Annotated in this window: 23 protein-coding genes and 2 pseudogenes; 11 read left to right on the top strand and 14 right to left on the bottom strand. The window is 71.2% G+C overall.

The features are described from left to right. Positions 1 to 521: 521 nt before the first annotated feature. Together ACH4UM_RS36440 and ACH4UM_RS36435 are read right to left on the bottom strand one after the other, a co-directional pair. A complete protein-coding gene (locus tag ACH4UM_RS36440; protein ID WP_398189214.1) occupies positions 522 to 1,331 on the bottom strand; it encodes an SDR family NAD(P)-dependent oxidoreductase in 810 nt (269 codons plus the stop codon). After that, a complete protein-coding gene (locus tag ACH4UM_RS36435; RefSeq protein WP_398189211.1) occupies positions 1,324 to 1,974 on the bottom strand; it encodes a carboxymuconolactone decarboxylase family protein in 651 nt (216 codons plus the stop codon). The genes ACH4UM_RS36440 and ACH4UM_RS36435 overlap by 8 nt, the downstream gene beginning before the upstream one ends. Before the next feature lie 238 nt (positions 1,975 to 2,212). Between ACH4UM_RS36435 and ACH4UM_RS36430 the strand changes: the two genes are divergently transcribed. Then, complete coding sequence (locus ACH4UM_RS36430) at positions 2,213 to 3,376, top strand: PucR family transcriptional regulator (RefSeq protein ID WP_398189208.1); 1,164 nt, start codon at positions 2,213 to 2,215, stop codon at positions 3,374 to 3,376. A 14-nt stretch (positions 3,377 to 3,390) separates the two neighbouring features. Here ACH4UM_RS36430 and ACH4UM_RS36425 read toward each other — a convergent pair whose 3' ends face one another. From ACH4UM_RS36425 to ACH4UM_RS36415, 3 genes are all read right to left on the bottom strand, one after another. Further along, positions 3,391 to 4,167 carry an alpha/beta hydrolase gene (locus ACH4UM_RS36425; RefSeq protein ID WP_398189205.1) on the bottom strand — a complete coding sequence of 259 codons (777 nt, stop codon included), beginning with the start codon at positions 4,165 to 4,167 and terminating at the stop codon, positions 3,391 to 3,393. A gap of 243 nt (positions 4,168 to 4,410) precedes the next feature. Further along, positions 4,411 to 5,520: a sensor histidine kinase gene (locus ACH4UM_RS36420; protein WP_398189202.1), complete on the bottom strand. Its 1,110-nt coding sequence runs from the start codon at positions 5,518 to 5,520 to the stop codon at positions 4,411 to 4,413. After that, positions 5,517 to 6,173, bottom strand: a complete 657-nt coding sequence (locus tag ACH4UM_RS36415) for a response regulator (RefSeq protein WP_398189199.1) — start codon at positions 6,171 to 6,173, stop codon at positions 5,517 to 5,519. The genes ACH4UM_RS36420 and ACH4UM_RS36415 overlap by 4 nt, the downstream gene beginning before the upstream one ends. A 182-nt stretch (positions 6,174 to 6,355) precedes the next feature. On the opposite strand from ACH4UM_RS36415, the gene ACH4UM_RS36410 reads away from it, so the two are divergent. From ACH4UM_RS36410 to ACH4UM_RS36395, 4 genes are all read left to right on the top strand, one after another. Then, the gene (locus tag ACH4UM_RS36410) at positions 6,356 to 7,582 is read left to right on the top strand and encodes a DUF418 domain-containing protein (RefSeq protein WP_398189196.1); all 1,227 of its coding nucleotides are present in this window, start codon (positions 6,356 to 6,358) and stop codon (positions 7,580 to 7,582) included. A 56-nt stretch (positions 7,583 to 7,638) separates the two neighbouring features. Then, the gene (locus tag ACH4UM_RS36405) at positions 7,639 to 8,310 is read left to right on the top strand and encodes a histidine phosphatase family protein (RefSeq protein WP_398189193.1); all 672 of its coding nucleotides are present in this window, start codon (positions 7,639 to 7,641) and stop codon (positions 8,308 to 8,310) included. A 282-nt stretch (positions 8,311 to 8,592) separates the two neighbouring features. Next, positions 8,593 to 8,736, top strand: coding sequence for a hypothetical protein (locus tag ACH4UM_RS36400; RefSeq protein ID WP_398189190.1), 144 nt, complete (start codon positions 8,593 to 8,595; stop codon positions 8,734 to 8,736). After that, on the top strand, positions 8,733 to 8,999 hold the full coding sequence (locus ACH4UM_RS36395; RefSeq protein ID WP_398189187.1) for a hypothetical protein: 267 nt from the start codon (positions 8,733 to 8,735) through the stop codon (positions 8,997 to 8,999). Before ACH4UM_RS36400 ends, ACH4UM_RS36395 begins: the two co-directional genes overlap by 4 nt. Before the next feature lie 52 nt (positions 9,000 to 9,051). Here the strand turns inward: ACH4UM_RS36395 and ACH4UM_RS36390 are convergent, their stop codons facing one another. Next, positions 9,052 to 9,954, bottom strand: a complete 903-nt coding sequence (locus ACH4UM_RS36390) for a LysR family transcriptional regulator (protein WP_398189184.1) — start codon at positions 9,952 to 9,954, stop codon at positions 9,052 to 9,054. A 187-nt stretch (positions 9,955 to 10,141) separates the two neighbouring features. On the opposite strand from ACH4UM_RS36390, the gene ACH4UM_RS36385 reads away from it, so the two are divergent. Both ACH4UM_RS36385 and ACH4UM_RS36380 read left to right on the top strand, forming a co-directional pair. Next, on the top strand, positions 10,142 to 11,035 hold the full coding sequence (locus ACH4UM_RS36385; RefSeq protein WP_398189181.1) for a ketopantoate reductase family protein: 894 nt from the start codon (positions 10,142 to 10,144) through the stop codon (positions 11,033 to 11,035). A 112-nt stretch (positions 11,036 to 11,147) separates the two neighbouring features. Next, a pseudogene (locus tag ACH4UM_RS36380) lies at positions 11,148 to 11,306 on the top strand (DUF6817 domain-containing protein); the annotation flags it as partial. 214 nt (positions 11,307 to 11,520) lie between these two features. Here the strand turns inward: ACH4UM_RS36380 and ACH4UM_RS36375 are convergent. Then, positions 11,521 to 13,707 carry an MMPL family transporter gene (locus ACH4UM_RS36375; RefSeq protein WP_398189178.1) on the bottom strand — a complete coding sequence of 729 codons (2,187 nt, stop codon included), beginning with the start codon at positions 13,705 to 13,707 and terminating at the stop codon, positions 11,521 to 11,523. A gap of 99 nt (positions 13,708 to 13,806) precedes the next feature. Between ACH4UM_RS36375 and ACH4UM_RS36370 the strand changes: the two genes are divergently transcribed. From ACH4UM_RS36370 to ACH4UM_RS36355, 4 genes are all read left to right on the top strand, one after another. Continuing rightward, positions 13,807 to 14,439, top strand: a complete 633-nt coding sequence (locus tag ACH4UM_RS36370) for a TetR/AcrR family transcriptional regulator (RefSeq protein ID WP_398189175.1) — start codon at positions 13,807 to 13,809, stop codon at positions 14,437 to 14,439. Then, positions 14,436 to 15,185, top strand: coding sequence for an LmeA family phospholipid-binding protein (locus ACH4UM_RS36365; protein WP_398189172.1), 750 nt, complete (start codon positions 14,436 to 14,438; stop codon positions 15,183 to 15,185). The genes ACH4UM_RS36370 and ACH4UM_RS36365 overlap by 4 nt, the downstream gene beginning before the upstream one ends. Positions 15,186 to 15,492: 307 nt before the next feature. After that, positions 15,493 to 16,065: a dihydrofolate reductase family protein gene (locus ACH4UM_RS36360; RefSeq protein WP_398189170.1), complete on the top strand. Its 573-nt coding sequence runs from the start codon at positions 15,493 to 15,495 to the stop codon at positions 16,063 to 16,065. Positions 16,066 to 16,647: 582 nt separating this feature from the next. Then, complete coding sequence (locus tag ACH4UM_RS36355; RefSeq protein WP_398189167.1) at positions 16,648 to 17,310, top strand: HAD family hydrolase; 663 nt, start codon at positions 16,648 to 16,650, stop codon at positions 17,308 to 17,310. Here ACH4UM_RS36355 and ACH4UM_RS36350 read toward each other — a convergent pair. The 7 genes and pseudogenes from ACH4UM_RS36350 to ACH4UM_RS36320 all read right to left on the bottom strand — a co-directional run bounded on the left by ACH4UM_RS36350 (position 17,278) and on the right by ACH4UM_RS36320 (position 22,843). Then, entirely contained in the window at positions 17,278 to 17,421 is a 144-nt protein-coding gene (locus tag ACH4UM_RS36350) for a hypothetical protein (RefSeq protein ID WP_398189164.1), read from the bottom strand. The genes ACH4UM_RS36355 and ACH4UM_RS36350 overlap by 33 nt on opposite strands. Positions 17,422 to 17,491: 70 nt before the next feature. Further along, positions 17,492 to 18,313: an SDR family oxidoreductase gene (locus tag ACH4UM_RS36345; protein WP_398189161.1), complete on the bottom strand. Its 822-nt coding sequence runs from the start codon at positions 18,311 to 18,313 to the stop codon at positions 17,492 to 17,494. A gap of 309 nt (positions 18,314 to 18,622) precedes the next feature. Beyond that, complete coding sequence (locus tag ACH4UM_RS36340) at positions 18,623 to 19,237, bottom strand: class I SAM-dependent methyltransferase (RefSeq protein ID WP_398189158.1); 615 nt, start codon at positions 19,235 to 19,237, stop codon at positions 18,623 to 18,625. Between the two features lie 636 nt (positions 19,238 to 19,873). Further along, positions 19,874 to 20,524: a formylglycine-generating enzyme family protein gene (locus tag ACH4UM_RS36335; protein ID WP_398189309.1), complete on the bottom strand. Its 651-nt coding sequence runs from the start codon at positions 20,522 to 20,524 to the stop codon at positions 19,874 to 19,876. A 339-nt stretch (positions 20,525 to 20,863) separates the two neighbouring features. Beyond that, positions 20,864 to 21,175 (bottom strand): annotated as a pseudogene (locus tag ACH4UM_RS36330) (MFS transporter); the annotation flags it as partial. A 15-nt stretch (positions 21,176 to 21,190) separates the two neighbouring features. Then, complete coding sequence (locus tag ACH4UM_RS36325) at positions 21,191 to 21,472, bottom strand: hypothetical protein (RefSeq protein ID WP_398189155.1); 282 nt, start codon at positions 21,470 to 21,472, stop codon at positions 21,191 to 21,193. A 3-nt stretch (positions 21,473 to 21,475) separates the two neighbouring features. Then, positions 21,476 to 22,843: an alkyl sulfatase dimerization domain-containing protein gene (locus ACH4UM_RS36320; protein ID WP_398189152.1), complete on the bottom strand. Its 1,368-nt coding sequence runs from the start codon at positions 22,841 to 22,843 to the stop codon at positions 21,476 to 21,478. Positions 22,844 to 22,934: the final 91 nt, after the last annotated feature.

Below are 22,934 nucleotides of genomic sequence, written 5' to 3'. Positions count from 1 at the left end.
CCGTGCCCGTCGAAGGGTGCGGCGCCGGCTTCCGCCCTCCGTTCGTCCCGGTGAAGCCCATCAGGTCGCCGGGGCCGCCGTCACGGCACGGGGGGCCCGGCAGCCGTGGTTCTGTCGGCCGGTTCGGGCTGACAGGACGGGCACAGCACGTGACGCCCACGTGAGGTGATGACGCTTCCCCAGCCGTTGCATTTCTCGCAGCCGGCGGCCAGAGCGGCGTTGGCGCGAGGGTTCGGGCGGGGAGCGGCGGTCGCTCCGTAGGTCATGTGACTCTCCTGGGCCGAAAGTGCACGGGGCGGTGCGCCCTTGCTGGTCAATGCCCATTATGCACCGTTTCGTGTCTGAATATGCCCGAGAATGCCCGATCGTATGGATTTTGCGCCGTATTTACATACGAGCACGCGGCAACCACGACTTCCTGTGCCGCCGCTGCGGTGGTGTCCGTGACCTGGAGTGCGCGGCCGGGTGCGGCTCCGTGCACGGAGCCGCAGTCGCAGGGCTGCGAGGGGGCGCGCACCTGCTCAGACGGCGCTCATCCCCCCGTCCACCACCAGGCTCTGCCCGGTGATGTAGGAGGCGCGGTCGGAGAGCAGGAAGGCGACGGCCTCGGCCACCTCCCAGGCGGTGCCCTGGCGGCCGAGCGGTATGCGGGCGAAGGAGGCGGTGCGCGACGCCCGCCGGGACGAGGCCTCGCGTCCCATGGGGGTGTCGATGAGACCGGGGACGACGAGGTTGGCACGGATCCTGCGCGGCGCGCCCTCCTTGGCGACATGACGGGTGAGGCCGAACAAGCCTGCCTTGGAACTGTCGTAGGCGGGTGAGTTGGTGGCCGCGCGCAGTCCGGCCACCGACCCGACGAAGACGATCGAGCCCCCGTCGGTGACAGTGGGCAGACCGTACCTGGCCGCGAGGAACGGAGCGCTCAGATTGAGCGACAGCACGCGCTCCCACTCCTGCGGCGAGGTGTCCGCCAGGCCCGTGCCGAGGCCGATACCGACGTTGACCACGAGCGCGTCGAGCGCGCCGAGTTCGCGGTGGGCCCGGGCGACCATGGCCGCCACCTGACCCGGATCGGTGGCGTCACCGACCACGGTGACGCCACGGGCACCTTCGGCGCCGACCAGGGCGGTGGTGGCGGCCGCGGCGGAGGGCGAGACGTCGGCGCAGGCCACGGAGGCTCCCTCGCGGGCGGCGAGCACGGCCACGGCCCGTCCGTTGCCCACCGGCGCCTTCGGGTCGTCGCTGGGGCGGGTGCCCGCACCGATGACCAGTACGCTGCGACCGGACAGAAGGCCGGCCGCGCTGGTCGCGGCGTGTCGGGGCTCAGACATGGCCCTGTGCTCCTTCCGTCGTGACCGCGTCGGCGCCTGCCGCGGTGGGCAGTGTTTCCGTTTCGTAGCCGGGGTCGAGCGGGGTACCGGCGGAGTTCAGGAAGAACGCCACCATGTGGTACTGGCCGACGAGCATGGTGATTTCGATCAGCTGCGCCTCGTCGTGGTCGGCGGTGAGCGAGGCCCAGGTCGTCGCGGACAGACGTGCGTCCCGGTGCAGTTCGTCGGCGGCGCGCAGGAGGTGGACGTCGGCCGGCGGCCACCCCTCGGCCTCCGGACTGGCGCCGACCCGCCGGATCTCCTGGTCGGTGACCCCTGCGGACCTGGCGAGCGGCACGTGCCGCCCCCATTCGTAAGGGGCGCGGGTGTTGTACGCGGTGCGCAGGATCAGCAGTTCCCGGCTCCGGTCCGGCAGCCGGCCCTCGCGCAGCAGATGGCCGCCGAACGGCAGGAAGCGCCGGAAGAGGGCCGGGTGCCGCACCAAGGTGGTGAAGATGTGGGGGACTTGGCCGTCGGCGTCCCGGGGGAGCGGGGCGAGCAGCTCACGGGTGGCCGGGTCCCAGCCCTCTTCGGGCTGTGGTGCCAGCCGCGGGCCGCCGTCCACGGCGGCACGGTGGGCTGGATGGCGATGTCCCTCGGCCATGTCATTCTCCGCACTGTTGGTCACTGTTGGTCACCGTTGATCGTTCGTCCTGCAAGGGCGGTCGCACGACCGGCGGCGTTCCGCACGGTCGATCGGCGCCGCGGCGGGTGCCTTCCCACCGGGTGCCACTGTGCTTTCGGCGGAGTGCGGTTGTCGACGGCTCCCGGGCCAAGGTGGAAGGGCGGCCTATTGTTCAGTTGCACAAGGGCGGGTGCCGGAGGCTGCGGAGGTGAGGTCCATGCCCGCACAGCCGGACACGACGGCGGCTCTGGAACGGGTCATCGTCGCCATGGCCGCGAAGCAGCACCAGGTGGGCGGGCGGTTGCACGCGGATCTCGCGGAGGAGATCCCCTCCTACCGCGTCGTCCCGCGGCACCTTCTCGACGAGATCTGGCATCGGCACGTGCACAGGGCGCTCACCGTGTTGCGAGAGGGGACGGTGCCCGCGCCGGAGGACTTCGAGGAGGCCGATGTGGCCCCGGACAGGGCCTCCCGCGGAGTGTCGCTCAGCGACGGGCTGCGCGCCTTCCGCCGCGCGCTGAGCGCGATACGGGACCTGTTCATCGCCGAGGCGACCGCACACGGGCTGGATCCCGGCCTCATCGTCGACCGCACCAAGGACCTGTGGGAGCTGGCGGACGTCGCGAGTCTGCGGATCGCCGCCGTTCACCGGGAGGCCGAGGTGGCCGGCGCCCTCTTCGACGCCCGCCGCCGCGCCGACTTCCTGCGCGGACTGCTCTACGGGACGCTGAGCGCGGCGGAGGTCCACAGCGGTGCGGCGATCTACGGACTGGACCCGTCACGCCCGTACCGCGCCATCAGGGCCGTACCGAGCGGCGACGTCAGTCCGGAGGAGCTGGAAGGTCCCCTGGCCGCGCACTGCCGCAGGCGCGGCCGCGGCGCGCTGCTCGCCGTGCTGGACGGGTCTGTCGCCGGAGTCGCCGAGGCCAGGCCGGAGCCGGCCGGACTGCAGGTGACGGCGGGGCTTGGCCCGCCCACGGAACTCGGCGCGACGCACCGCTCCTTCCGTGCCGCCGGCAGGCTGCTGGAAGCCGCCCGGGCGTACGGTCTGCACGGTGTGTACGACCTGGGCGACCTGTCCTGGCGGATCGCGGTCGTCGCCGAACCGGAACTCGCCGAGATGCTGCTCGACCGCTATCTGCGCCCGCTGGAGGCGGAGGGGGAGTTCGGCGCACTCGTCGAGGAATCGGTGCGGGAATACCTGAGGGTGGGACGGCGCGTGCGTGATGTGGCGCTCCGCGCACACGTCCACGTCAACACCGTCCGCTACCGGCTGCGCCGTTTCGAGGAGCTCACCGGCACCAGCCTGGAAGCTCCGGACACCGCGGTGGAACTCAGCTGGGCCCTGGCTGCCCGCGAGCTGCGGAGACCGCCCCGGTGAACCGAGGACGGCTCTCAATCGCCGGGGCTACCGATGCCGGCGGCCCTGGCCAGTAGATCGGCTGTTCGGTGACCCGTTTCCCGTGTTTCGGGAGTGCGGGCCACAACGCATTCACCCATGGCGGGGTCGTACTCGGTCATCACCACACCGGCGTGATCAGCGGGCAGTTCGACGAGGCCGGCCGGGTGGCCGGCCCGGCGCAGCGCCTGGAGGAGCTCTCTTGAATGCCGGGCGGGCACGATCGTGTCGGCGTTGCCGTGGACGAGATGGACGGGCACCGGGTTGCCCGTCGATACCTCGGTGATAACGCTCAGCGGCGCGGTACCGGTGCTGCGTGCGGGGACGTCGTAGCGGCCGGCGATGCCGACGGCGGCTGCGGGCGTCCAGCTGTCGCAGACCTGCCGGTCGAGTGCCAGACCGACGGCGGCTCCGGCTCCGGCCGACCATCCGGCCAGCACGATGGGACCACCGCTGCCGGCGAATTCGGGAGCGTGCGCGCGGACGTACCGGACGGAGGCCAGAAGGTCGGTGCGACCGCCGTCAGGTGCGTCGGGACGCCGGTCCGGCACCACGACGACGAGCCCGAGACCGGCTGCGGTGCGCGCGAGCGGGGCCAGGACATGCTTTTCATCGCTGCCGCTGCCGCTGCCGCTGCCGCTGCCGCTGCCGCTGCCGTGCCACAGCAGTACCGTCGGCGCACAACTCGAGCTGCCCGGCCGGTAGATGTCGAGTGACTGTGAGGTCGAGGCATCATCGGCGCAGCGGATGTCGCGGGTGACGGTGACGTGCAACGACGGGCTCCTCGGCCGGTCACTGGCGGCTGGGCCGAAGCGCCCGTGCGGCGGCTTCGGCGACGGGGCCGGGCGAAGGCCGGAGGACCACCCCCAGCCCCCTCGGCCTCGCGTCCGTATTCGGTGTGCTCGCTTCGCTGGACGTTACCCGGACAGGGCCGCCGGTGAGCATGCGGGGTGGAGGCGCAAGGCGGCAGCGACCTCGAAGCGCGGGTGGAAGCGGAAATGGCGTGACCGTGGGTACTACCCAGTGGCCGTGCCGGCTGCCGGAAGTTCCAGGCGCAGTTCGTAGCCGCCCTCGAGCGTGGGACCGGAGGTGACGGTGCCACCGAGCAGTGCGGCGCGCTGCCGCAGGCCGACCAGGCCGTAGTGCGCGCTGGGCAGGGGGAGGGCGGGCCGGGTGGGCGCGGTGTTGGTGACGGTGACGTGGACGGCGCTGCCCTCGAGGTGGATGCGTACCGTCGCGGCGGCGCCGGGGGCGTGTTTGCGTGTGTTGGTGAGTGCTTCCTGGACGGTGCGGTAGACGGCGCGCTGGACGGCTGGCGACAGGCCGTCGGGCACGTCCGCCGTCAGCTTGACCTCGATGCCGCTGCTGTCGACCAGATGCCGGAGGTCTGCCAGGGACGGCTGCGGGGTCAGTTCCGCGGGGTGCCCGCTGGAGGCGCGCAGGACGGTGACCATGTGGCGCAGCTCGTCGAGGGTCTGGACGCTGAGCCGCCGGATGGTGCCGGCCGCTTCCTTGGCTTCCGGGTCCCGGGTGCCGACCTGGAGTGCTCCGGCCCGTACGGCGATCAGACTGACCTGGTGGGAGACCACGTCGTGCATCTCCCGGGCGAGCTGGGCGCGCTCCCTGGCCAGGGCGGCCTGGGCGGTCAGCAGCTGTTCGTGGTCCCGGGCCTCGGAGACCTCGACGAGCCGCAGCGAGAGGTCACGCCGCGTCTGGACGAGCTGGCCGAGGAACACGGGCGCGGCAGCCGTGGCCAAGGTGTAGCCGAGCGTGATCAACGTGGAGGTCTTCGTCAGGTCGAAGATCGGTGACGGCCACGACGTCATGTCGCTCAGCGTGAACGTCAGGGCACAGACGGCCAGGAGCGAGCGGTGGCGGGTGTGCGAGGCGAGCGTGTAGAGCGCGACCAGCGGGGCGATGACCGCGTCGGAGAACAGCGCGGCAGGAAGGGTGAGCAGGAACACGAGTAGCGGCAGGCGGCTGCGCAGCAGCAGGGCGAAGGCGGCGCCCAGGGCGCAGGCCATGCGTGCCGGCTCGCGGGGGTCCCAGTGTGCCCAGACGTCGAGCAGCGACACTCCGACCGGCACGGCGTCCAACAGTGGCCCGGGCAGTCGGCGGGGAGTCATCCGGGAGTCTCCTCCTTGAGGAGGCCGGCCCGCTGGGCGAGCAGGGCGGCCTGGACCCGGCCGCCCACCTCCAGCTTGGTGAGGATGGCGCTGACATGGTCCTTGATCGTGCCGGTGCTCAGGTGCAGACGCCTGGCGATGTCGGTGTTGGACAGTCCCTCGGCGATGAGCACCAGTACGGCGCGCTCGCGGTCGGTGAGCCGTTCGAGGCTGCCGGCGGCGCGGTCCTGTGAGCCGGCGTCCAGATACCCGTCCACCACGGTCCGGGTCACCTTGGACGACAGTACGGTGCCGCCGTCGGCCAGGGAACGCACCAGGAACGGCAGCTCCTCGGGGTCGGTGTCCTTGAGCAGGAATCCCGCGGCGCCCGAGCGGAGCGCCGTCGCCACGTACTCGTCCATGTCGAAGGTCGTGAGCATGGCCACCACCGGGGGGTGCGGGAGCCGGCGGAGTTCGCTCAGGACGGTGAGTCCGTCGACGTCCGGCATCCGGATGTCCACCAGTACGACGTCCGGGGATCGCTCCTGCGCCATCCGGAGTGCCTGGCTGCCGGGGACCGCAGCGACGACCTCGATGTCATCGGCTGCCTCGAGGATGCGCTGGAAGCCCATGCGGATCAGAGCTTCGTCGTCGACCACCAGTACCCGGATCACGCGTGCTCCACTCGCCATCGGACCACGGACCACTGTCCGATTCGTACCATGCCGGGGGCAGCGCCGCAGGGCATCCGGGCCGTATCCGGCCCGCGGGCGCGGCGGTGCCAGCCAGTCGGCGGGGTTGTTCTGGACACCTGGCGGATGGTTGTCACCGACAGGGCGCACCGATGCTGGAGCACATGACGCACGCCGTAGTGTCGACCGTGCCGCCCGCCGCGAAACCGGCGGACGACGCCTGTTTCCACAAGGCGCCGACCGGGCGTCTGGTCGGATTGGACCTGGCCCGCGGTCTGGCCGTCCTGGGCATGTTCGCGGTGCATGTGGGCCCCGAGCCCTCGGGCGGCCTGGCCGGCTGGTTCCTGGAGGTCGCCCGCGGCCGGTCCGCTGCGCTGTTCGCGCTGCTGGCCGGGTTCACCCTGATCCTTCTGACGGGGCGGCCGCGGCCGCGGACCGGGCGTGCGGGGCGGCAGGCCGTGGGCCGTGTGCTTCTGCGCGCACTCGTCCTGATCGTTCTCGGATACGCGCTGACCGCCCTGGACACCTCGGTCGACGTGATCCTGGCCTACTACGGAGTGCTGTTCGTCCTCGCCCTTCCCCTGTACCGGTTGCGGGCGGGCACCCTGGCCGTCATCGCCGCGGCAACCGCGCTCCTCATGCCCCCGGTGCTGTATCTGCTGCGAGCCGCCGTCGCGGACGGCGGCTGGTCCGACGCCGTCATCGCCCACGATCCGCTGGCCCGGGCCACCGGCACGGACGGCTTCGTCGAACTGTTCATCACGGGGGCGTACCCGGTACTGACCTGGCTTCCGTTCATCATCGCCGGAATGGCGGTGGCCAGGCTCGACCTCACCCGGCCCCGCCTCCTGGCCGGGATCGCCGCCTGTGGTGCCGCCCTTGCGGTGATCGGGTACGGCGGGTCCTGTCTGGCCCTGCACCTGGTGCCGGGCGCGCAGGCCGCCGTGAGCGCGGCCACGCACGGCGGCCCGGCCGCATCGGCCTGGTGGTCCGACGCCGTCGGCGACGAACCCCTGCCCGGCAGGCCTGCCTGGCTGCTGGTGGCCGCCCCGCACAGCCAGACGACCTGGTCCATCGTGGGCAACACAGGTGTCGCCCTGGTGGTCCTGGCCGTCTGCCTGATCGCCACCACCCGCTCCGCGCGGGTGCGGTGGCTGGGCGCCCCGGTGATCGCGGTCGGTTCCGTCTCGCTGACCGTCTACACCGGCCACATCATCGCCATCAAGGTCTTCGGCACCGACGACATTCCCGATTCCGGCGCACTTCCGGTCTTCCTCGGCTTCGCTGCGGTGGCCATGCTGCTGGCCCTGGCCTGGACCCACATCTTCAGGCGAGGCCCGCTGGAGTACGCCATGTACGCCGCCACCGCACCCGCCCGTCTCATCCACTAGCCGACCGTGCGGTGCCCCACCGTGCCGCGCGGCAGAGCAGTTAAGGAGGTCAGGCGATGACGACGTGTCTGACGTTTCTGAGTGCGAGCGCCGAGGAGACCACCAGGGTCTTCGGTGTCCCCTCCGCCCGTGAGCCCGGCCTGCGGCGCCGGAGAAGCTCCCCCGGCGTGGGGTTTGCTCCGTACTCGCTCGCCGTCCGGACCCCTTCGGCCCGCTGCGCGCGGACCGCCGCTGCCCTCGGCCTGGAGGCGACGCCCGAGCCCGCCCTGCGCGACCTCGACTACGGCCGGTGGTACGGCCGCGCGGTGGCCGACGTCGCCGCCGACGACCCCCACGGGTACTCGGCCTGGTTCACCGACCCCGACGCCGCGCCGCACGGCGGCGAGTCGGTGCGCCGGTTCTGCCTGCGAACCGCCCACTGGTTGCGCCACGTGCCGACCGACACCACTCGTGCACTGGCCATCGTGGAACCGACCGTGATCCGGGCGGTACTCGTCCATGCCCTTGCCACACCCGTGAGGGCCTTCTGGCACCTCGACGTGCCGCAGCCGTCCGCAATCACTCTCATCTTGCGCGACGGCAGCTGGACCGTCCGGTTCGGCTACGGCACTCCGCGAGACGTCCGGCGGCCGGCCCACGACATGTGGGGGCGCGCTTGGAGCGCTCACGGCGACACCAGTCAGGCCGGGCGGGCACACACCGGCACCACTCTCGGACCGGTCGCCTGACCGCTCCAAGGAGCCGGGACAGCGCTGCCCCGGCTCCAGGCCGCCACCCGGGTCACGGCGAAGGGTGTCCTCGTAGTGCCCGGCGTTCGCCGGCGACCGGGGCGGAATCAGCGCACTGTTGGTACGACCGTCGACTCGGTGGGTGGCCAAGCAGGTCGTCGCCGCGGCGGTATCCGGCGAGTCGAGGGTGACCGGGATGTTCGTGCACTTCCTGCCAACCCCGTCGGCGCCCGCACGACTCCTTTCCAATGTGCCGTCGAGGGGCGGGCCGGCCCCTGCGGCATGAGCACGTGCCGTGCCTCGGACACGTCCGCACCCCCTCAACCCGGGCTCGGCTTCGGCAACGTCGACGAGCAAGCCGTCACCGGGGGCATCGCCGCCATCAGTGACCTGCTCACCGGCCGGCCGTGGAGTACCGGCCCGTGACCGAGACCACCGACCTCACCCGAGCGGATCTCACCGCCCCTCCTCGACTCCGTCCGCGCCTCCGCCGCACCCTCGACGGCACCGTCGCCGCGCTGACCGCACGTGACTTCCCCCTCTCTCGGATCGAGGCCCCCGACCTGGACCGTTCCTGGTCCCTCGCCCCGACCGGCCAGACCGTCACCTTGCGGGCCATGCGCTCCTCGGCTGGCTCTCCGGCCGTGCCGGGGCGGCGGGCCTTCGGTCGGACATGCCGCTGCCGGTAACACCGGCCTGGCCGCTCCCGCCGGCCCCCGGCTGGTCCTGACGCGCGCCCCTTCAGGCTGTGGCGGCCCGCTGCCGGCAGTGGTGCGCGACGCCTGCCGCGAAGGCGCGGGCCAGCGGGGAGAGGGCATCCCAGCGGCGCACCGCCCATCCGGCCGCGAGAGGCGGGAGCGCGGGGATGGGGATCAGCCGCAGATCCGGATGTCCGGTGCCGCTCCACTCGGGCAGGGTCGGGACGACGGCGTGGCCGAGTCCGAGCTCGGCCAGGAGGATCGCCGTGTCCCAGTCGGTCACGCTGGTGTCGAACACCGGCCGGATCCCGGATTCGGCAAGCCAGGAGCTGAGCTGGGAGCGGGAGGTGGAATTCTCCGGAAGCCCGATGAGCCGGGCGTCCTGCAGGTCGGCGGGCTCGACGCAGGCTCTGCGCGCCAGCGGATCACTGGCTGCGACGGCGAGCGCCCAGGGGAGCTCGACGACGGGGTGCTGCTCGGCGGAGCGGATCGACGGCCCGAGGGTGATCCAGGCGAGGTCGACGCTGCCGGCAGCGAGGGCGTCGAAGCAGCCGCGGCTGGAGGTTTCGGTCTGGAACTCCAAACTGGCCTGGGGAAAGCGTCGGCGGAAGTCGGCGACGGCGGCAGCCATGAAGTGCCGCACGGTGGTCGCCCCGGTTGTGACCCGTACCGACCCGCCTTCCGAGTGCGCGAGTTCGTCCAACTGGCGCAGGGCGTGGTCGATGCACCCGAGGCCCTCGGCGACGGCCGTGTGCAGTCGTCTTCCGGCGGGGGTCGGTACGACACCCCGTGGGTGCCGCTCCAGCAGGCTGAGGCCGAGCTCACGCTCAAGTCGCTTCACGTGCTGGCTGACCGCCGACTGCGTGCAGGTCAGGTCGCGGGCGGCGGCGCTCAGTGAGCCGGCCCGGCAGACCGCGGCGAAGACGCGGAGATCGTCGAGTGTCACGACCTCGAAGGTATTGCTTGGAGCCTCCCCAGCAAACCCCTGGATTGACTTGGGTTTCGGGGGTGCTTGATCATCGATCCGGGGCCCAGGCGGCAACCCGCCCTCTGCTTCCGGAGCGGTCCGGACGCGTGGAGGCACGGCGGGTGCCGACCCGCAACGCATCGTTCTTCCAAGGACAGGAGCCCACGTGACCACAACCGATCTGACGGTGGCCGTCCTCGGCCCGGGTGGCGTCGGCGGCCTGATCGGCGCGCTGCTCGCCCGTGACGGGCACCGCGTCGTGTGCCTGGCCGGGGAGGAGACCGCAGCCGTGCTGCGGCGGGACGGTCTGCGCGTCGAGAGCGCGCAGTACGGTGAGTTCACCGCGGCGGTGGAGGCCGACACCCGGCTGCGCGAGCCGGTGGACGCGCTGTTCGTGACGGTCAAGCAGACCGCTCTCGCCGAGGCACTCGACCGTGTGCCGCCACACGTCGTCGGTGACGCCGTCGTGATTCCGCTGCTCAACGGCCTCGACCACCTTGCCGTGCTGCGGCGGCGCCATCCGCTGGGCAAGGTCGTCGCCGGGACGATCAGGGTCGAGGCCACCCGCACCGCACCTGGGCGCATCGCCCACACAAGCCCGTTCACCGACATCGAACTGGCCGCCCCGCTGGTGGAGTTGGCGGACCGGCTGCGGCACGCCGGCCTCGGGGTCGCCCTGCGCGACGACGAGACCGCGATGCTCTGGGACAAGCTCGCCTTCCTCGCCCCCTTCGCCCTGCTGACCACCTGTCACCGGACCGATGTCGGCACCGTCCGCACTGAGCTTCGGCCGGAACTGCTGGCCGTCCTCGACGAGATCGCCGCCGTGGCGCAGGCCGCAGGCGCGTCCGTGACCAGCGACGCCGTGCTCTCCTTCTTCGACCGTGCCCCGCAGACGATGAGGTCCTCGATGCAGCGCGACGCCGAGGCCGGACGCCCGCTCGAACTCGACGCCATCGGCGGGGCCGTCCTGCGGGCCGCGGCCGCTCACGGCGTCGCCACCCCGGCCACCGCACGGCTTGTGGCGCAGGTGGCCCGCGCGGCGAATCAGGAAGCATGATGCGGGCCCCTTCCCTGCCAGGGGAAGTTCCCGGGTGGAGGTGGGCGGTCCCGGCCGCGTGACGGAACGGCCGGAGATCGAAGGCTTCCTGGGGGCCCGAGGCGCCGACCGGATGCCCCACCCCGGAGGAACGCTCCTGGAGCACCTGATCCGCGTGGCGCGGCTGCTAGTTGAGTGGGACGCCGACCCGGAGGTGCAGGTCGCGGGGCTGTGCCACGCGGCGTACGGAACCGCCGGGTTCGACCAGGCCCTGCTCGACACCAGCGAGCGCGCCGTGCTCGCCCAGCTGATCGGCGAACGGGCCGAGGAACTGGTCCACCTCTACGCCTGCTGGGAATGTCGCTCGACGACGTGGCCGCGGCCAACCTGGAGAAACTCAGGGCCAGACACCCGGACGGTTTTCCGCGTACCGCGACAGCCGATGTGCCCGGCGGTGTGCCGCAATGAGGCGACGATGTCCACGAGGGCAAGCCACCGATGCCGGGTCAGGCGTGCAGATGGGGAAGGCGCCGGTCGAGCCATTTCGGGAGCCACCAGTTGGCCCGGCCGAGGAGGAACATGCTCGAGGGCACCAGGACGAGTCGGACGAGGGTGGCATCGAGGACGACACTGACGGCGAGGCCGAGGGCGAGCATCTTGACGACGACCGTCGGTGAGGTGCTGAAGGACAGGAACACGGCGGTCATGATGAGGGCGGCACTGGAGATGACGCGGCCGGTGGTGGCCAGTCCGGTCCCGACGGAGCGGGTGTTGTCGCCGCTGGTGCGCCAGACGTCGGCGATGCGGGAGAGCAGGAAGATCTCGTAGTCCATGGAGAGCCCGAAGACGATGGCGAACATCATCATCGGCACGTACGACTCGATCGGCACCGGCTCGTGCAGGCCCAGCAGGCCGCTGCCCCAGCCCCACTGGAAGACGGCGGTGAGTACGCCGTAACTGGCCGCGGTGGTGGCCAGGTTGAGCAGGACCGCCTTGAGGGGGATGACGAGGCTGCGGAAGACGGTGGTAAGCAGCAGGAAGGCGGCGGCGAGGACGGTGGCGATGATGACGGGCAGCCGCTGCTGGACGGTGTCGCGGAAGTCGGCCTGCGCGGCGGTGGTGCCGGTGACGTATCCGTGGGCGTTCGTGCCGCGCAGGGCGCTCGGGAGGGTGTCGTGGACCAGCGTGGTCACCAGGGCCGTGGTGGCCGCGTCCTGCGGGCCGTGGCCGGGGGTGACGGTACTGGTCAGCAGCCTGCCGTCCGGGCTGGGCCGGGGCGTGGTGACCTGGGCGACGCCGGGGGCGCTCTGGAGGGCCTGTTGCAGGGCCGGGGACAGGGCGGCGGCCTGGGAGTGGTCGGTGCCGAGGTCGACCACGACCGTCAGGGGCGCGTTGGCGCCGGGGCCGAAGCCGGGGCCGCTCGCGTCGGCGACGAGGTCGTATGCGGTGCGGCTGGTGGTTCCGGCGGGGTCGGCGCTCGCGTCGACGTGGCCCAGGCGCATGGACAGGGCGGGTACGGCGAGCAGGGCCAGAACGGCTGTGCCGGCGGCGAGGTACCGCCAGGGGTGCCGGGCGACACGGGTTGCGTAGCGGTGCCAGCCGTCGCGGTCGCCGGAGGTCTCGGCGACCGGCCGGCGAACGGTGAGGCGGTCGATGCGGCGGCCGGTCAGGCTCAGGGCAGCGGGTACCAGGGTGACGGCGGCGGTCGCCGTGACCGCGACGGCGAGGGATGCGGCGAAGCCGAGTTTGCCGATGAAGCTGAGCCCGCACGCGTAGAGGCTGAGCATCGCCACGATGACGGTGATCCCGGCGACCAGGACGGCACGGCCGCTGGCCGCGGTGGTGCGGGCGGCGGCGGTGACCGGGTCCTTGCCGTCGATCAGGTCCTGCCGGAAGCGGGTGGTGAGAAAGAGGGCGTAGTCGATGCCCACGCCGAGGCCGATCATGGTGGCCAGGGTGGGGGCGGAGGTGGCGAAGGACACGGTGCCGGCGACGATGCCGACGACTCCCAGCCCGGTGCCCACCGCGATCAGCGCGGAGGCCAGGGGCAGCAGCGCGGCCAGGACGCTGCCGAAGGCGAGGAGCAGGACGAGCAGCGCGACGGCGACGCCGGCGAGCTCACTGGCCCGGTCGTTGGCGGGCTGCCTGGTGACCTGGTCGAGATCACCGCCGTAGGCGACCTGGAGGTGTGCGTCGCGGGCGGACCGCGTCGCTCCGTCCAGCTGTTCGGTGTAGTCGTGCCCGAGGGTCTTGGCCTGCACGTTGAAGCGCACGGTGGTGCAGGCGGTATGTCCGTCCGTGCTCACCACCGGCTCGGAGGCGGAGGTGACGTGGGGCAGGTGCGCCAGGGCCGACACCGAGCGGGTCACCGAGGGGTCGGAGGCCAGGGAGGTGGTGTCGCTGTGGAAGACGACGCGGCCGCTGGAACCGCCGGCGCCCGGTGAGTGAGCGGCGAGCAGGTCGGCACCGGTGGTGGACTGCGCGCCCGACAGGCTCACCTGGTCGCTGAACGTGGGTGCCACGGCGTGCCGTCCGGCCAGTGCGGCTATCAGAGCCAGTGACCAGGCAGCGATGACCAGCGCGGGATGACGGGCGCACCATCCGCCGAGCCGGGCGAGGCCTGTGGCGGGAGAGGCGGACCTGACGGACGGGGGCGTGTCCGCGTGGGCGGGCGCGGACAACGGTTCGGGCATGGGAGGCCTCCGGCGGAAGGTGAGGGGCTGCTGCATCCGACAGTAGACCGAAAGTGTCACGACTGTCATTTGTCATTGGTGACAATATATGCTGGCGCCATGGCCACTCCACCTGACCCGCAGCCCGGCACTTCCCCGGGACTACGGGAACGCAAGAAGGACCAGACCCGTCGGCAGTTGCGCGACTGCGCCGCCCGGCTCTTCGCCGAGCAGGGCTTCGCCGCCACGACCGTCGCCGACATCGCTGCCTGCGCGAACGTCTCCACCCGCACGTTCTTCCGCTACTTCGACAGCAAGGAGGACCTCCTCCTGCCCGATGGTGTCGAGCTCTTCGCCGCGGTCGAGGACGCACTGGCGCAGCGCCCCGCCGACGAGGCACCGCTCGACGCCGTCTACCACGCGCTGCTGGCCGCGACCGCACCGTTCCAGAACACCAGCCTGACCGCCCTCACCCATCCCCTGGACGGAACCGAGCAGCTGATCGCCGCCCGCCTGATCCAGGCGTTCGCCGAGTTCGAGGACCGCCTCACCCGCCTCGTCCTGGACCGCCTGCCCACCGGGACGCCGGACGCCGACCTGCACGCCGCCGTGGTAGCCGGTGCCGCCCTGGGAACCGTCCGCGCCATCCTGCGCACCCAGCGCAGCCGCAGAGCCGCCGGCACCCACCGGCCGGCCGCCATGCTCCCTGAGGCCTTCCGGATCCTGCGCCGGATCGGGGACACGGCCCGGTGAACCGCCGACATCTCGTGATCGCCGTCTCGGCAGCCGTCCTGGTGGCCGCCACCTCCCTGACCGGCAGCGTCGCGCTCACCCATCGAGCCGAACAGCGCATCGCCGACGCAGCCGCGTGCCGCCTGGCTCCCGTCGGTGACGTCAGCGCGACCCTCGACAACCCGCTCGCGGCCGTGACCATGCTGCGCGGCGCTGTCGGCGACGTCGACGTCCACGCGGAGCACCTCCGGCGCGGTGGGATGTCCATGGCCCTGGACGCGCATCTGCGAGGGGTCAGGACCGACGGCGCCACTCACGGCGGAAGCGCCACCGTGACCGTTCCGTACAGCCAACTGGCCAAGCGTCTCGACCGCAAGAGCGGCAACGCATGGACCCTCGGCACCGACGGCCGGGGACTGACCCTCACCGGCGTCGCCGGACCCCTGGGCGTACCGGTCACGGTGCACACCGACATGGCGCTGCGTGCCCGCGCACTCGTCGTCACCCCTACCGAAGTCACCATCCTCGGCCGCACCGTCGCCCTGAACGCTCTGCCCGGCAGTACCGCAGACACCGCACTCGCCCAGCGCCTGAAACCACGCTCCTTTGCCCTCCCCGCCCTGCCCTCCGGCGTTCGGCCCACCGTCGCGCGCGCCGGCGCCTCGGGCCTGACCGTCCACCTCGCCCTGCCCTCCGCCACCGCCGGCACCACCGCCTCCGCCACCGCCGCCCACGCAGAAGCGGCGGGCAGGTGCGCGGCGCTCTGACATCTTCGGGGAACGCTGTCACCGAGTCGTCCGGCTTCGCATGTCGCCGGTGGGCGACGGCGTCGCCGCCGGACTGCCGGGGTCCTGCGACATCCCGACCGCAGCTCGGTCGTTGTTCCCCCCAGGACCCGTGCCACGCCAACGACCTGGACTTCGGCCTCACGGTCCTGGCGGATGCCTGGGACGATGAGTTTCTCCGCGATCCACAGTCAGAAGTGATGGTCGGCGCGTTGCAGCCACGAGTGTGGTCGAAGCGTTCACGACCGAACCCGCAGGACAACGGGCACAAGACACCGAGGAGCCTTACATGCGTACCCTGATCAGTACCGCCTTCATCTCGCTCGACGGCGTCGTGGAGGCCCCGGGCGGCGAGCCCGGTTACCGGAACTCCGGGTGGACCTTCAAGGACGTCGAGTTCCTCCCCGAGGCGTTCGAGATCAAGGGCCGGGAGCAGAAGGAAGCCACCGCGATGCTGATGGGCCGGATCAGCTACGAGGCGTTCAGCCCGGTGTGGCCGGACATGGAGGACTTCGCCGACTACAAGGTGATGCCGAAGTACGTCGTCTCCACCACTCTCACCGAGGACGACCTGGTGCCGAACTGGGGCGAGACCACGATCCTGCGCTCGCTCGACGAGGTCGCCGCGCTGAAGGAGACCGAGGGCGGCCCGATCATCGTCCACGGCAGCGCCGCCCTGAACCGGAGTCTTTCCGATGCCGGCCTGATCGACCGTTACCACCTGCTCGTCTTCCCGCTCCTGCTCGGTGCGGGCAAGGGTCTGTTCAGTGACACGGACAAGGACACCCAGAAGCTGAGGTTGGTGGAGCACGCGGTGTACGCCAACGGCTTGCAGAAGAACGTTTTCGACGTCCTGCGCTGACGATGCTCCCGCGCTCGCCCTGCCCTCGCGTCACCGGACGTTCCCCACCACGGCTGCCTGGACGAAATCGGTGGCGCCGCAGATCCGTGGGGACGGGGATCACCGCGCGGATACCCCGGGAGGGACCGACGGTGTGGTCGTCCGGCTCGCCGACCGGGGGAGACCACCGCATCAGTGCACGCTTCACTTCAGTTGCCCGCAGGCGGGTGGCGTGCCTGGTGGCACGGCGGCCGCGTATTCTGCTCGCCGCCCGCACGGTCTGCGCAGTGCCGGCTGGGTCGTCGCGCACGGGCCGCTGCCGCCGCTCGCGGTGCGCGCTGGCGGGTGAACTGGCTGCCGCTCTCGCCCAGGTTGAGGACCTCCGCATGCGGATCACCAACGGCCGCAAGTACGCACAAGGGTGAACACCTGACAGCCGGCAGAGGACCCCAACATCCATAAACTTCCATATTCCTGCCCGATTTCGGGCAGGAATATGGAAGTCCCATGTCCTCCGCCCTAGGGTGATCATTCGTGATCACCCTGCTCCGGCACCCGTCGAGCGGGCCACCTGTGCATCATCCCGGGTGAAAGGGGACACTCATGCGCTCGCTTCCCACCGGTACGGAGGCCGTGGTCTTCGACTGCGACGGTCTGCTGGTCGGCACCGAAGACTGCTGGAGCGTGGCGGAAACGGCCATCTTCGCGGCACACGGCCGGCCCTTCGGCGCTGCACAGAAGGCCCTGGTCATCGGCCGAACCCTGGAAGCCGCAGGGCAGGCCATGGCCAATCACTTCGGACGGCCCGGAGCGGGTGCAGAACTCGCCGCCGAACTCCTCGAAAGAGTCCGCAAGGAGCTGGCCCGGGGCGCCACGGCCCTCCCCGGGGCGGTGGAACTGGTGCGCGCCTGCCGGGCGAGGGTCCCCATCGCCGTCGCCAGCAACAGCCCGCGAGAACTCCTGGACGCGGCATTGGAGTCGGCCGGCCTCATCGAATACGTCTCCTACTCGTTCGCGGCCGACGAGGTGTGCTCTCCCAAGCCCGCACCGGACCTCTACCTCACGGCGTGCGAAGTACTCGGCGTCGCCCCGAAGCGGTCCGTCGCCTTCGAGGACTCGGCCACGGGCATCGCCTCCGCGCGTGCTGCCGGGCTCTATGTGGCCGTCGTACCGTCCCTTCCTGGAACCGGCATCGATCACGATTGGCTGGGCACCAGCCTGGCCGAACCCGAACTACTGGAGTGGGCTGGTGCGCTGGGCCAGTAGGTGGGCCTTGGGCCGGGCTGCGCCGGCCAGTCCGCGCAGCCGCCCATCTGACTGGCCGACGAACTCGGCCACCTCGTCGTTGCTGATCAGCGGCCCCTGTGGCCCGTACAAGGTCCCGGTATCCCGTCGGCCCGGGCCGAGTGCTCGCCGCCCTTGGCGGTGAAGCGCGTGCGAATCGCCTTCACGCGATCCATGAGCTGGTCAGCGCCTGCACGGCCGAGCCGTCGGCGTCGGCGAGCTTCACGGCGGTGAACCTGTGTGCGGTGTCGGAGGTGATGATGCGGAAGGGGGGCTGCTCGGCCTGCAGGAGATCGACGATCTGTGCAGCCACTCCTTGGGGTGTCTGCGCGGCGGCGAAGGCGTCTTGGGTGCGGGCCAGGTAGGCCGACAGCGCGGGCGCATACGGGCCGGCCTGCTGGACCACGGTGTCGCGGCCTTCCACATTGCTGACGAACTCGCTGGCCACCGCGCCGGGCTCGACCACGCTGACGGCCACGCCGACCTTCGCTGCGACCGGCGCGAGTGACTCCATGAAACCTTCGGCGGCGAACTTGGCCGCGCAGTACGCCTCGTTGAACGGCTGGCCCACGACCCCGCCGACGCTGGTCACGGTGATCAGGCGGCCCCTGTTCGCGCGCAACAGCGGCAGGGCCGCCTTGGTGACGTGCAGGACCCCGAAGAAGTTGACCTCCATCACCGCGCGCACGTCCTCGACGCTCTCCTGCTCGAGTGTGCCGAGGTGGCCCGCGCCGGCGTTGTTGACCAGTGCGTCCAGCCGGTCGAGGTCGGCCAGGCAGGCGGCGACGGAGGCCGGGTCGGTCACGTCCAGTGCGCGGACATCGACGCTCACTCCGGCCTCCTCCGCCGCCGTGAGCAGGGCGCCCGCCCTGGTGGTGTCGCGCATGGTGGCGATGACGTGCCAGCCGGCGCGGGCGGCGGCGACGGCGGTGGCGAGGCCGATGCCGGAGGAGGTGCCGGTGATCAGCAGGGTCTTGGTGAGCATCTTTCCACCTTACTTATGAATCATAACGTCTATGTGTCATAACTATGAGCCTGGACATTTCACCTGTCAAGCAGATCGCTGGACTGGGACCCATTACGCCGCCATCGGACGACTGCGACCAGGGCCGTGGTGGGTTCCTTCGTGGTGTGGCCTGGCCGATCGCGGCCGCGATCCGGGCGCCGGCACCTCCGCCGTGCCCATCGCCGAGTGGTCGAGTACGCGTACCTCGTTGGCGAGGGGGGCGTGGCCGGCCCGGTCGCCCATGGCGTACGCACCAGGACCACCGGCGGGCCGGCGATCGACATCAGGTCAGCGGGTGGGTTTCTGCCAGGTGAGCGAGTACCGGCGCAGTACATGCCGGCGGTAGCGCACGCCGGGCAGCAGCCGCCGTGCCGCGGCCCGCACCTGCCCATAGCTCATCTGTGGGTCGGCGACCGGCATGCCCTGTGGGCCGCGCGCGCGGCGCAGCACCTTCGTGATCCGCACGAGTGGGGCCGCCGCGATCAGTGCTGCCCACTCCGCCAGGCTCGCCTCGCGGGCCATTCCGACCACCACCAGCGTGCCGCCAGGCCTTAGCAGCTCACGCATGCGGATGAGGGCTGCCTCGAAGTCCATGTGGTGGATCGTGGTCACCGAGCAGATGAGGTCGTATGTGACGACGGGGAGGTCGGTGGTGAGGAAGTCGCCCTCGACGAAGGTGAGGTGTGGGTGGTCGGCAGCGAACTCGCGTGCGCAAGCGATCATTTCCGGTGACTTGTCGATTCCGGTGACGCGTTTCGCCCGCCCGGCGAGCTTCCGTGCCAGCAGTCCGTCCCCGCAGCCGACGTCCAGGGCATCGCCGCACCCCTGGGGAACCGCGCGGAGGATTCCCGGGTGCCGGGCAACGTTGGTGTTCCAGTACGGCTCGGGGGCAGGCCGGCGCATCGGATCATCGTAAGGCAGGCCGAGGCCCAGGCGTGCACACCACGGATCCGTACGCCCCATGGAGGTCCGTGATTGCGGGGGCGGGCAGTCGATGGGCACTCACGTGATGTTCAACCCGCTCAAGCCGGCGAATTGCATGCCGTCGGCAAGCCCCACCGACGTCCTCGATGCCCCACCGCCGACCATGCACAAGCTCGTTGGATCTTCGGATGCGGCCATGGCTCGTTGCCCCCAGCGGGAGTTGATGCGCCGCAGTGCACCGGACTGGGACCACTGACTTCGTCCCGCCGGAATCATCGTCATCAACGCCCTGGAGAGGAAGGTCAGAAACCGGCTTGAGCGTCACCCCGGAAGCTGTCGTGACGCCCTGCGGCGACTCATGCGCGACGAGCCGCCCGAGTCCGCGTACTTCGGCGAACCCTTCCTGTGGACCGTCCTGTTCCGGCATGACGCCTGACCAAGTACGGCGCTCAGGGACACGTTCCCCGTCAACATTCGGCGGTCTGCTCCACCGGCCGTCGACGCCAAGCCGAACGGAACCCCGGGCATCTCGCCTCCCGCACCACTGACGCCCCGCGCAAAGAGGCCGTGACACAGCTTCCTACTGATCGATGCAGAATGAGGCCGCCACGGCGGTCACGACGATGTGGAGCGCGCGATGCGGAAGCCCACGTCGTCGATCCGGAAGGTCGGGTGACTGCGGCGCCGCACCGAAGCCCGGCAGCTCCAGCGCTCGTCAGACCATCCACCGCCACGGAGCACCCGGTAGGTGCCATACACCTCGGCGTCATAGAGGTCCCAGCACCAGTCCCACGAGTTGCCCAACATGTCGTACAGGCCCCACGCATTGGGCCGCTTGCCGCCCACGGCGTGGATCCGCTCGTCCGAGTTGCCCCTGTACCAGGCGACATCGTCGAGTCGGCCGTAACGCGGCCCGGTGGTCCCGGCACGACAGGCGTGTTCCCACTCGGCCTCGGTCGGCAGCCGGTACCCGTCGGCGGAGTCGTCCCACACGGCCGTCTCGGCGTCGGCCCGCAGGTGATATGCGGGCATCAGCCCCTCGCGCCGGGACAAGGCATTGCAGAACCGGACCGCGTCCCACCACGAAACAGTCTCAACGGGCAGCCGCTCGCCTTGGGCGGTACTCGGCCGCTGATCGGTGACCTGTGCGTACAGCGACTGCGTGACGGCGAACGCCGACATCTGGAACGGCGCAACCTCGACCGGCCAACTACGCTGCGTCCGCCTGTCCGACAGCGTCACCCGTCCCGCCGGGACGGCCACCATCTCGTCTCCTGCACCCACATCCACAACAGGCCACCCTAACGGCGCATCCGATGGGCCACTGATCTTTCCGGAGGACCGTACGGCGGTGGCAGAGGCCATGTGACGTGTGGTTGCTCTTTCCATGGGCATGGGCATGGGCACCGGTTTCCGCGCTGCCGGGCCTTGCCGGGAACGGCGAGGCGAGCCGTGCGGTCCTGGGTGGGAACGGCTCCCCGGAGCCGACGTCCGGCATCCGCGGGGTGGCCGTCGGTCCGCCGCGGTCAGTGCACGAGGAGCGGGGCATGCCCGGCCTGCTCCGGTCGGCAACGGCGCCGCCGCATCCCCGGACGCCTCCCGACGGATGGTCCGGGCCAGGGGCCCTTCGCGGCCGTACCTGGTCCACGAAGCGGCCCAGGCCAGACCCACCAGACCCACCACTGCGAATGCCCAGCGCCAGCCCCAGTGGTCGATCACGCAGGTCAGGACAGGTGCCGAGACCGCCACCCCGGCCGCCGCGCCCATCAGCAGCACGGCGGTCGGCAGCGTGCGCTCCCGCTGCCCGAACCAGCCGTACACATGGTGAGTTGCCACCGGCAGCGCGGGACCCTCCGCGGCACCCAGCAGCACCCTGGTCGCGAGCAGCACGCCGAAGCCCGATCCCTGCAACACCATCGGCAGCTGGGCTGCCTACCAGGCCAGCGCCATCGCCAGCAGCAGGACGCCGGTACCGACGCGGCGGGTCAGGAAGGAGACACCCAGCGCGGAGAGACTGAACAGCGCGAAGAACGCCGACTGGGCCGTGCCGAACTGCCCGTGGGTGAGCCCCAGATCGTTGATGATGGCCGGGGCGCTGAGTCCCATCACCGCCTTGTCGGAGAAGTTGACCAGCATGAACACGAGGAGCAGCAAGGTGGTGCCCCACGCACCGCGCGGTGTCGCGGCCTCCTCGTCGACGCACGGTGCCGCCACCGGTCAGCGCCCGTCGTCGACCACGCCGACGGCGATGTCCCCCGCGGCGCGCCGTCGGCCGTCCTCGGTGCGGGTCAACTCCGTCTCCACGTCGGTTCCCTCCGCCACGGCCGCCGACTCGGCCGCCGCCCAGGCGAACACGCCGCGAGCCATCGTCGAAGGCTCGGTCCTCGCGCGCCGGCCGTAGACCTCGGCCCGTACGCGTGCGACGGCGCGGTCCCCGGGCGCGGCCAGGGCGGCGGCCTCCGCCAGATGGGCCGCCAGTCGCAGCTCGCCGGCGGCCAGCAGCTTCGCGGCCCGGTCGGCGAGCACGGCGGCTCCGCCGGCGGCCGCCGCGAACTCGGCTGCGACAGCGGCTTCCGGGGCCGGCTTGAGGTTGGCCGGGTTCTGGTCGTACCAGCCACCCCACAGGCGCCACAGATTGCGCACCACGAACTCCGGCTCGTCGTAGGCCGGGTGCAGGTACGGTCTGGCGAGCAGCTCCTCGGGGACCCTCACCCGGTGGATCACGTCGTCGAGACGCAGGCCGGCGTTCATCAGCTCGCGGGTCTGGCAGCACAGCGTCTCCAGCAGCTCGGCGGTGTCACCCAGGGCCTGCCGGACCCGGTCGGCGCCGGTGATCGGCACGCCGTGGCCCGGCAGCAGGACCTCGGCGCCCAGCTCCTGCATGGCGCGCAGCGCCCGTGCCCACTCCTCGGGATAGCGCTGCACCTTCTGCGGGTTGCCCGCGTTCGGGGAGTTCCAGATGAACAGGTCGCCGGTGCACAGGATCCTGAGGTCGGGGATCCACACGTAGGTGTGGTCGTCGGTCTCGCCGCGCGCATGCGTCAACTCGAAGGTCAGTTCACCGCGCCGTACGGTCAGCCGGTCGTCGTACGTGGTGTCCGGGTAGCGGTAGTCGACGGGCCACTCCAGCCACGGCACGCCGAACTGCCGCCGGTTGATCCAGGCGTTGTAGCCGGGTGTCGCCCGGTAACGGTCGAAGCGCGCGGCCACCGCCTCGTGCGCGATCACCTCCGGCCGGTCCGTTCCGCATGCGTCGGCCTCCGCGTCGAACGGGGTGACGCCGAAGACGTGGTCCACGTGCCCGTGTGTGTAGACGATCGTGCGTACCGGCGCCTGGGAGAAACCCCGGACCGCTGCAGGGAGCATCTCGACGGTCCGGAAGTCGCCGGAGTCGACAAGCACCACACCGTCCCCCGTGTCGAAGACGGCGACGTTCGCGAACGCGGGGAAGAAGCCGGCGCGCTCCCCGACCCGCACCAGTTCGGGGCCGGTGAAGTCACCGCGCAGGTGGGCCAGCAACGTCTCCGCACCGTTCCAGACGCGGTCGGCGTACCGCAGGTAGGTGTCGGTCTTGTCCTCGGTCATGGCGTGTGACTCCTCGATTTGCCGTGATGCCGCCGCGAATTCCGTGAGTGGACCCCGCGTCCCCGGCACGTCCCGTCCGCCGACGATCGTG

Origin of the sequence: Streptomyces sp. NPDC020801 (assembly GCF_044334385.1) — a bacterium.
Classification (GTDB): Bacteria; Actinomycetota; Actinomycetes; order Streptomycetales; family Streptomycetaceae; genus Streptomyces.
Note: the sequence above shows the minus strand (reverse complement) of the source record. Positions and strands in the feature narration are given on the sequence as shown.

Coding starts and splice junctions, on each gene's coding strand:
- ACH4UM_RS36440 (WP_398189214.1), bottom strand. CDS start 1,331: ATGTCTGAGCCCCGACACGCCGCGACCAGCGCGGCCGGCCTTCTGTCC.
- ACH4UM_RS36435 (WP_398189211.1), bottom strand. CDS start 1,974: ATGGCCGAGGGACATCGCCATCCAGCCCACCGTGCCGCCGTGGACGGC.
- ACH4UM_RS36430 (WP_398189208.1), top strand. CDS start 2,213: ATGCCCGCACAGCCGGACACGACGGCGGCTCTGGAACGGGTCATCGTC.
- ACH4UM_RS36420 (WP_398189202.1), bottom strand. CDS start 5,520: ATGACTCCCCGCCGACTGCCCGGGCCACTGTTGGACGCCGTGCCGGTC.
- ACH4UM_RS36410 (WP_398189196.1), top strand. CDS start 6,356: ATGACGCACGCCGTAGTGTCGACCGTGCCGCCCGCCGCGAAACCGGCG.
- ACH4UM_RS36405 (WP_398189193.1), top strand. CDS start 7,639: ATGACGACGTGTCTGACGTTTCTGAGTGCGAGCGCCGAGGAGACCACC.
- ACH4UM_RS36400 (WP_398189190.1), top strand. CDS start 8,593: ATGAGCACGTGCCGTGCCTCGGACACGTCCGCACCCCCTCAACCCGGG.
- ACH4UM_RS36375 (WP_398189178.1), bottom strand. CDS start 13,707: ATGCCCGAACCGTTGTCCGCGCCCGCCCACGCGGACACGCCCCCGTCC.
- ACH4UM_RS36370 (WP_398189175.1), top strand. CDS start 13,807: ATGGCCACTCCACCTGACCCGCAGCCCGGCACTTCCCCGGGACTACGG.
- ACH4UM_RS36360 (WP_398189170.1), top strand. CDS start 15,493: ATGCGTACCCTGATCAGTACCGCCTTCATCTCGCTCGACGGCGTCGTG.
- ACH4UM_RS36355 (WP_398189167.1), top strand. CDS start 16,648: ATGCGCTCGCTTCCCACCGGTACGGAGGCCGTGGTCTTCGACTGCGAC.
- ACH4UM_RS36345 (WP_398189161.1), bottom strand. CDS start 18,313: ATGCTCACCAAGACCCTGCTGATCACCGGCACCTCCTCCGGCATCGGC.
- ACH4UM_RS36340 (WP_398189158.1), bottom strand. CDS start 19,237: ATGCGCCGGCCTGCCCCCGAGCCGTACTGGAACACCAACGTTGCCCGG.
- ACH4UM_RS36335 (WP_398189309.1), bottom strand. CDS start 20,524: ATGGTGGCCGTCCCGGCGGGACGGGTGACGCTGTCGGACAGGCGGACG.
- ACH4UM_RS36320 (WP_398189152.1), bottom strand. CDS start 22,843: ATGACCGAGGACAAGACCGACACCTACCTGCGGTACGCCGACCGCGTC.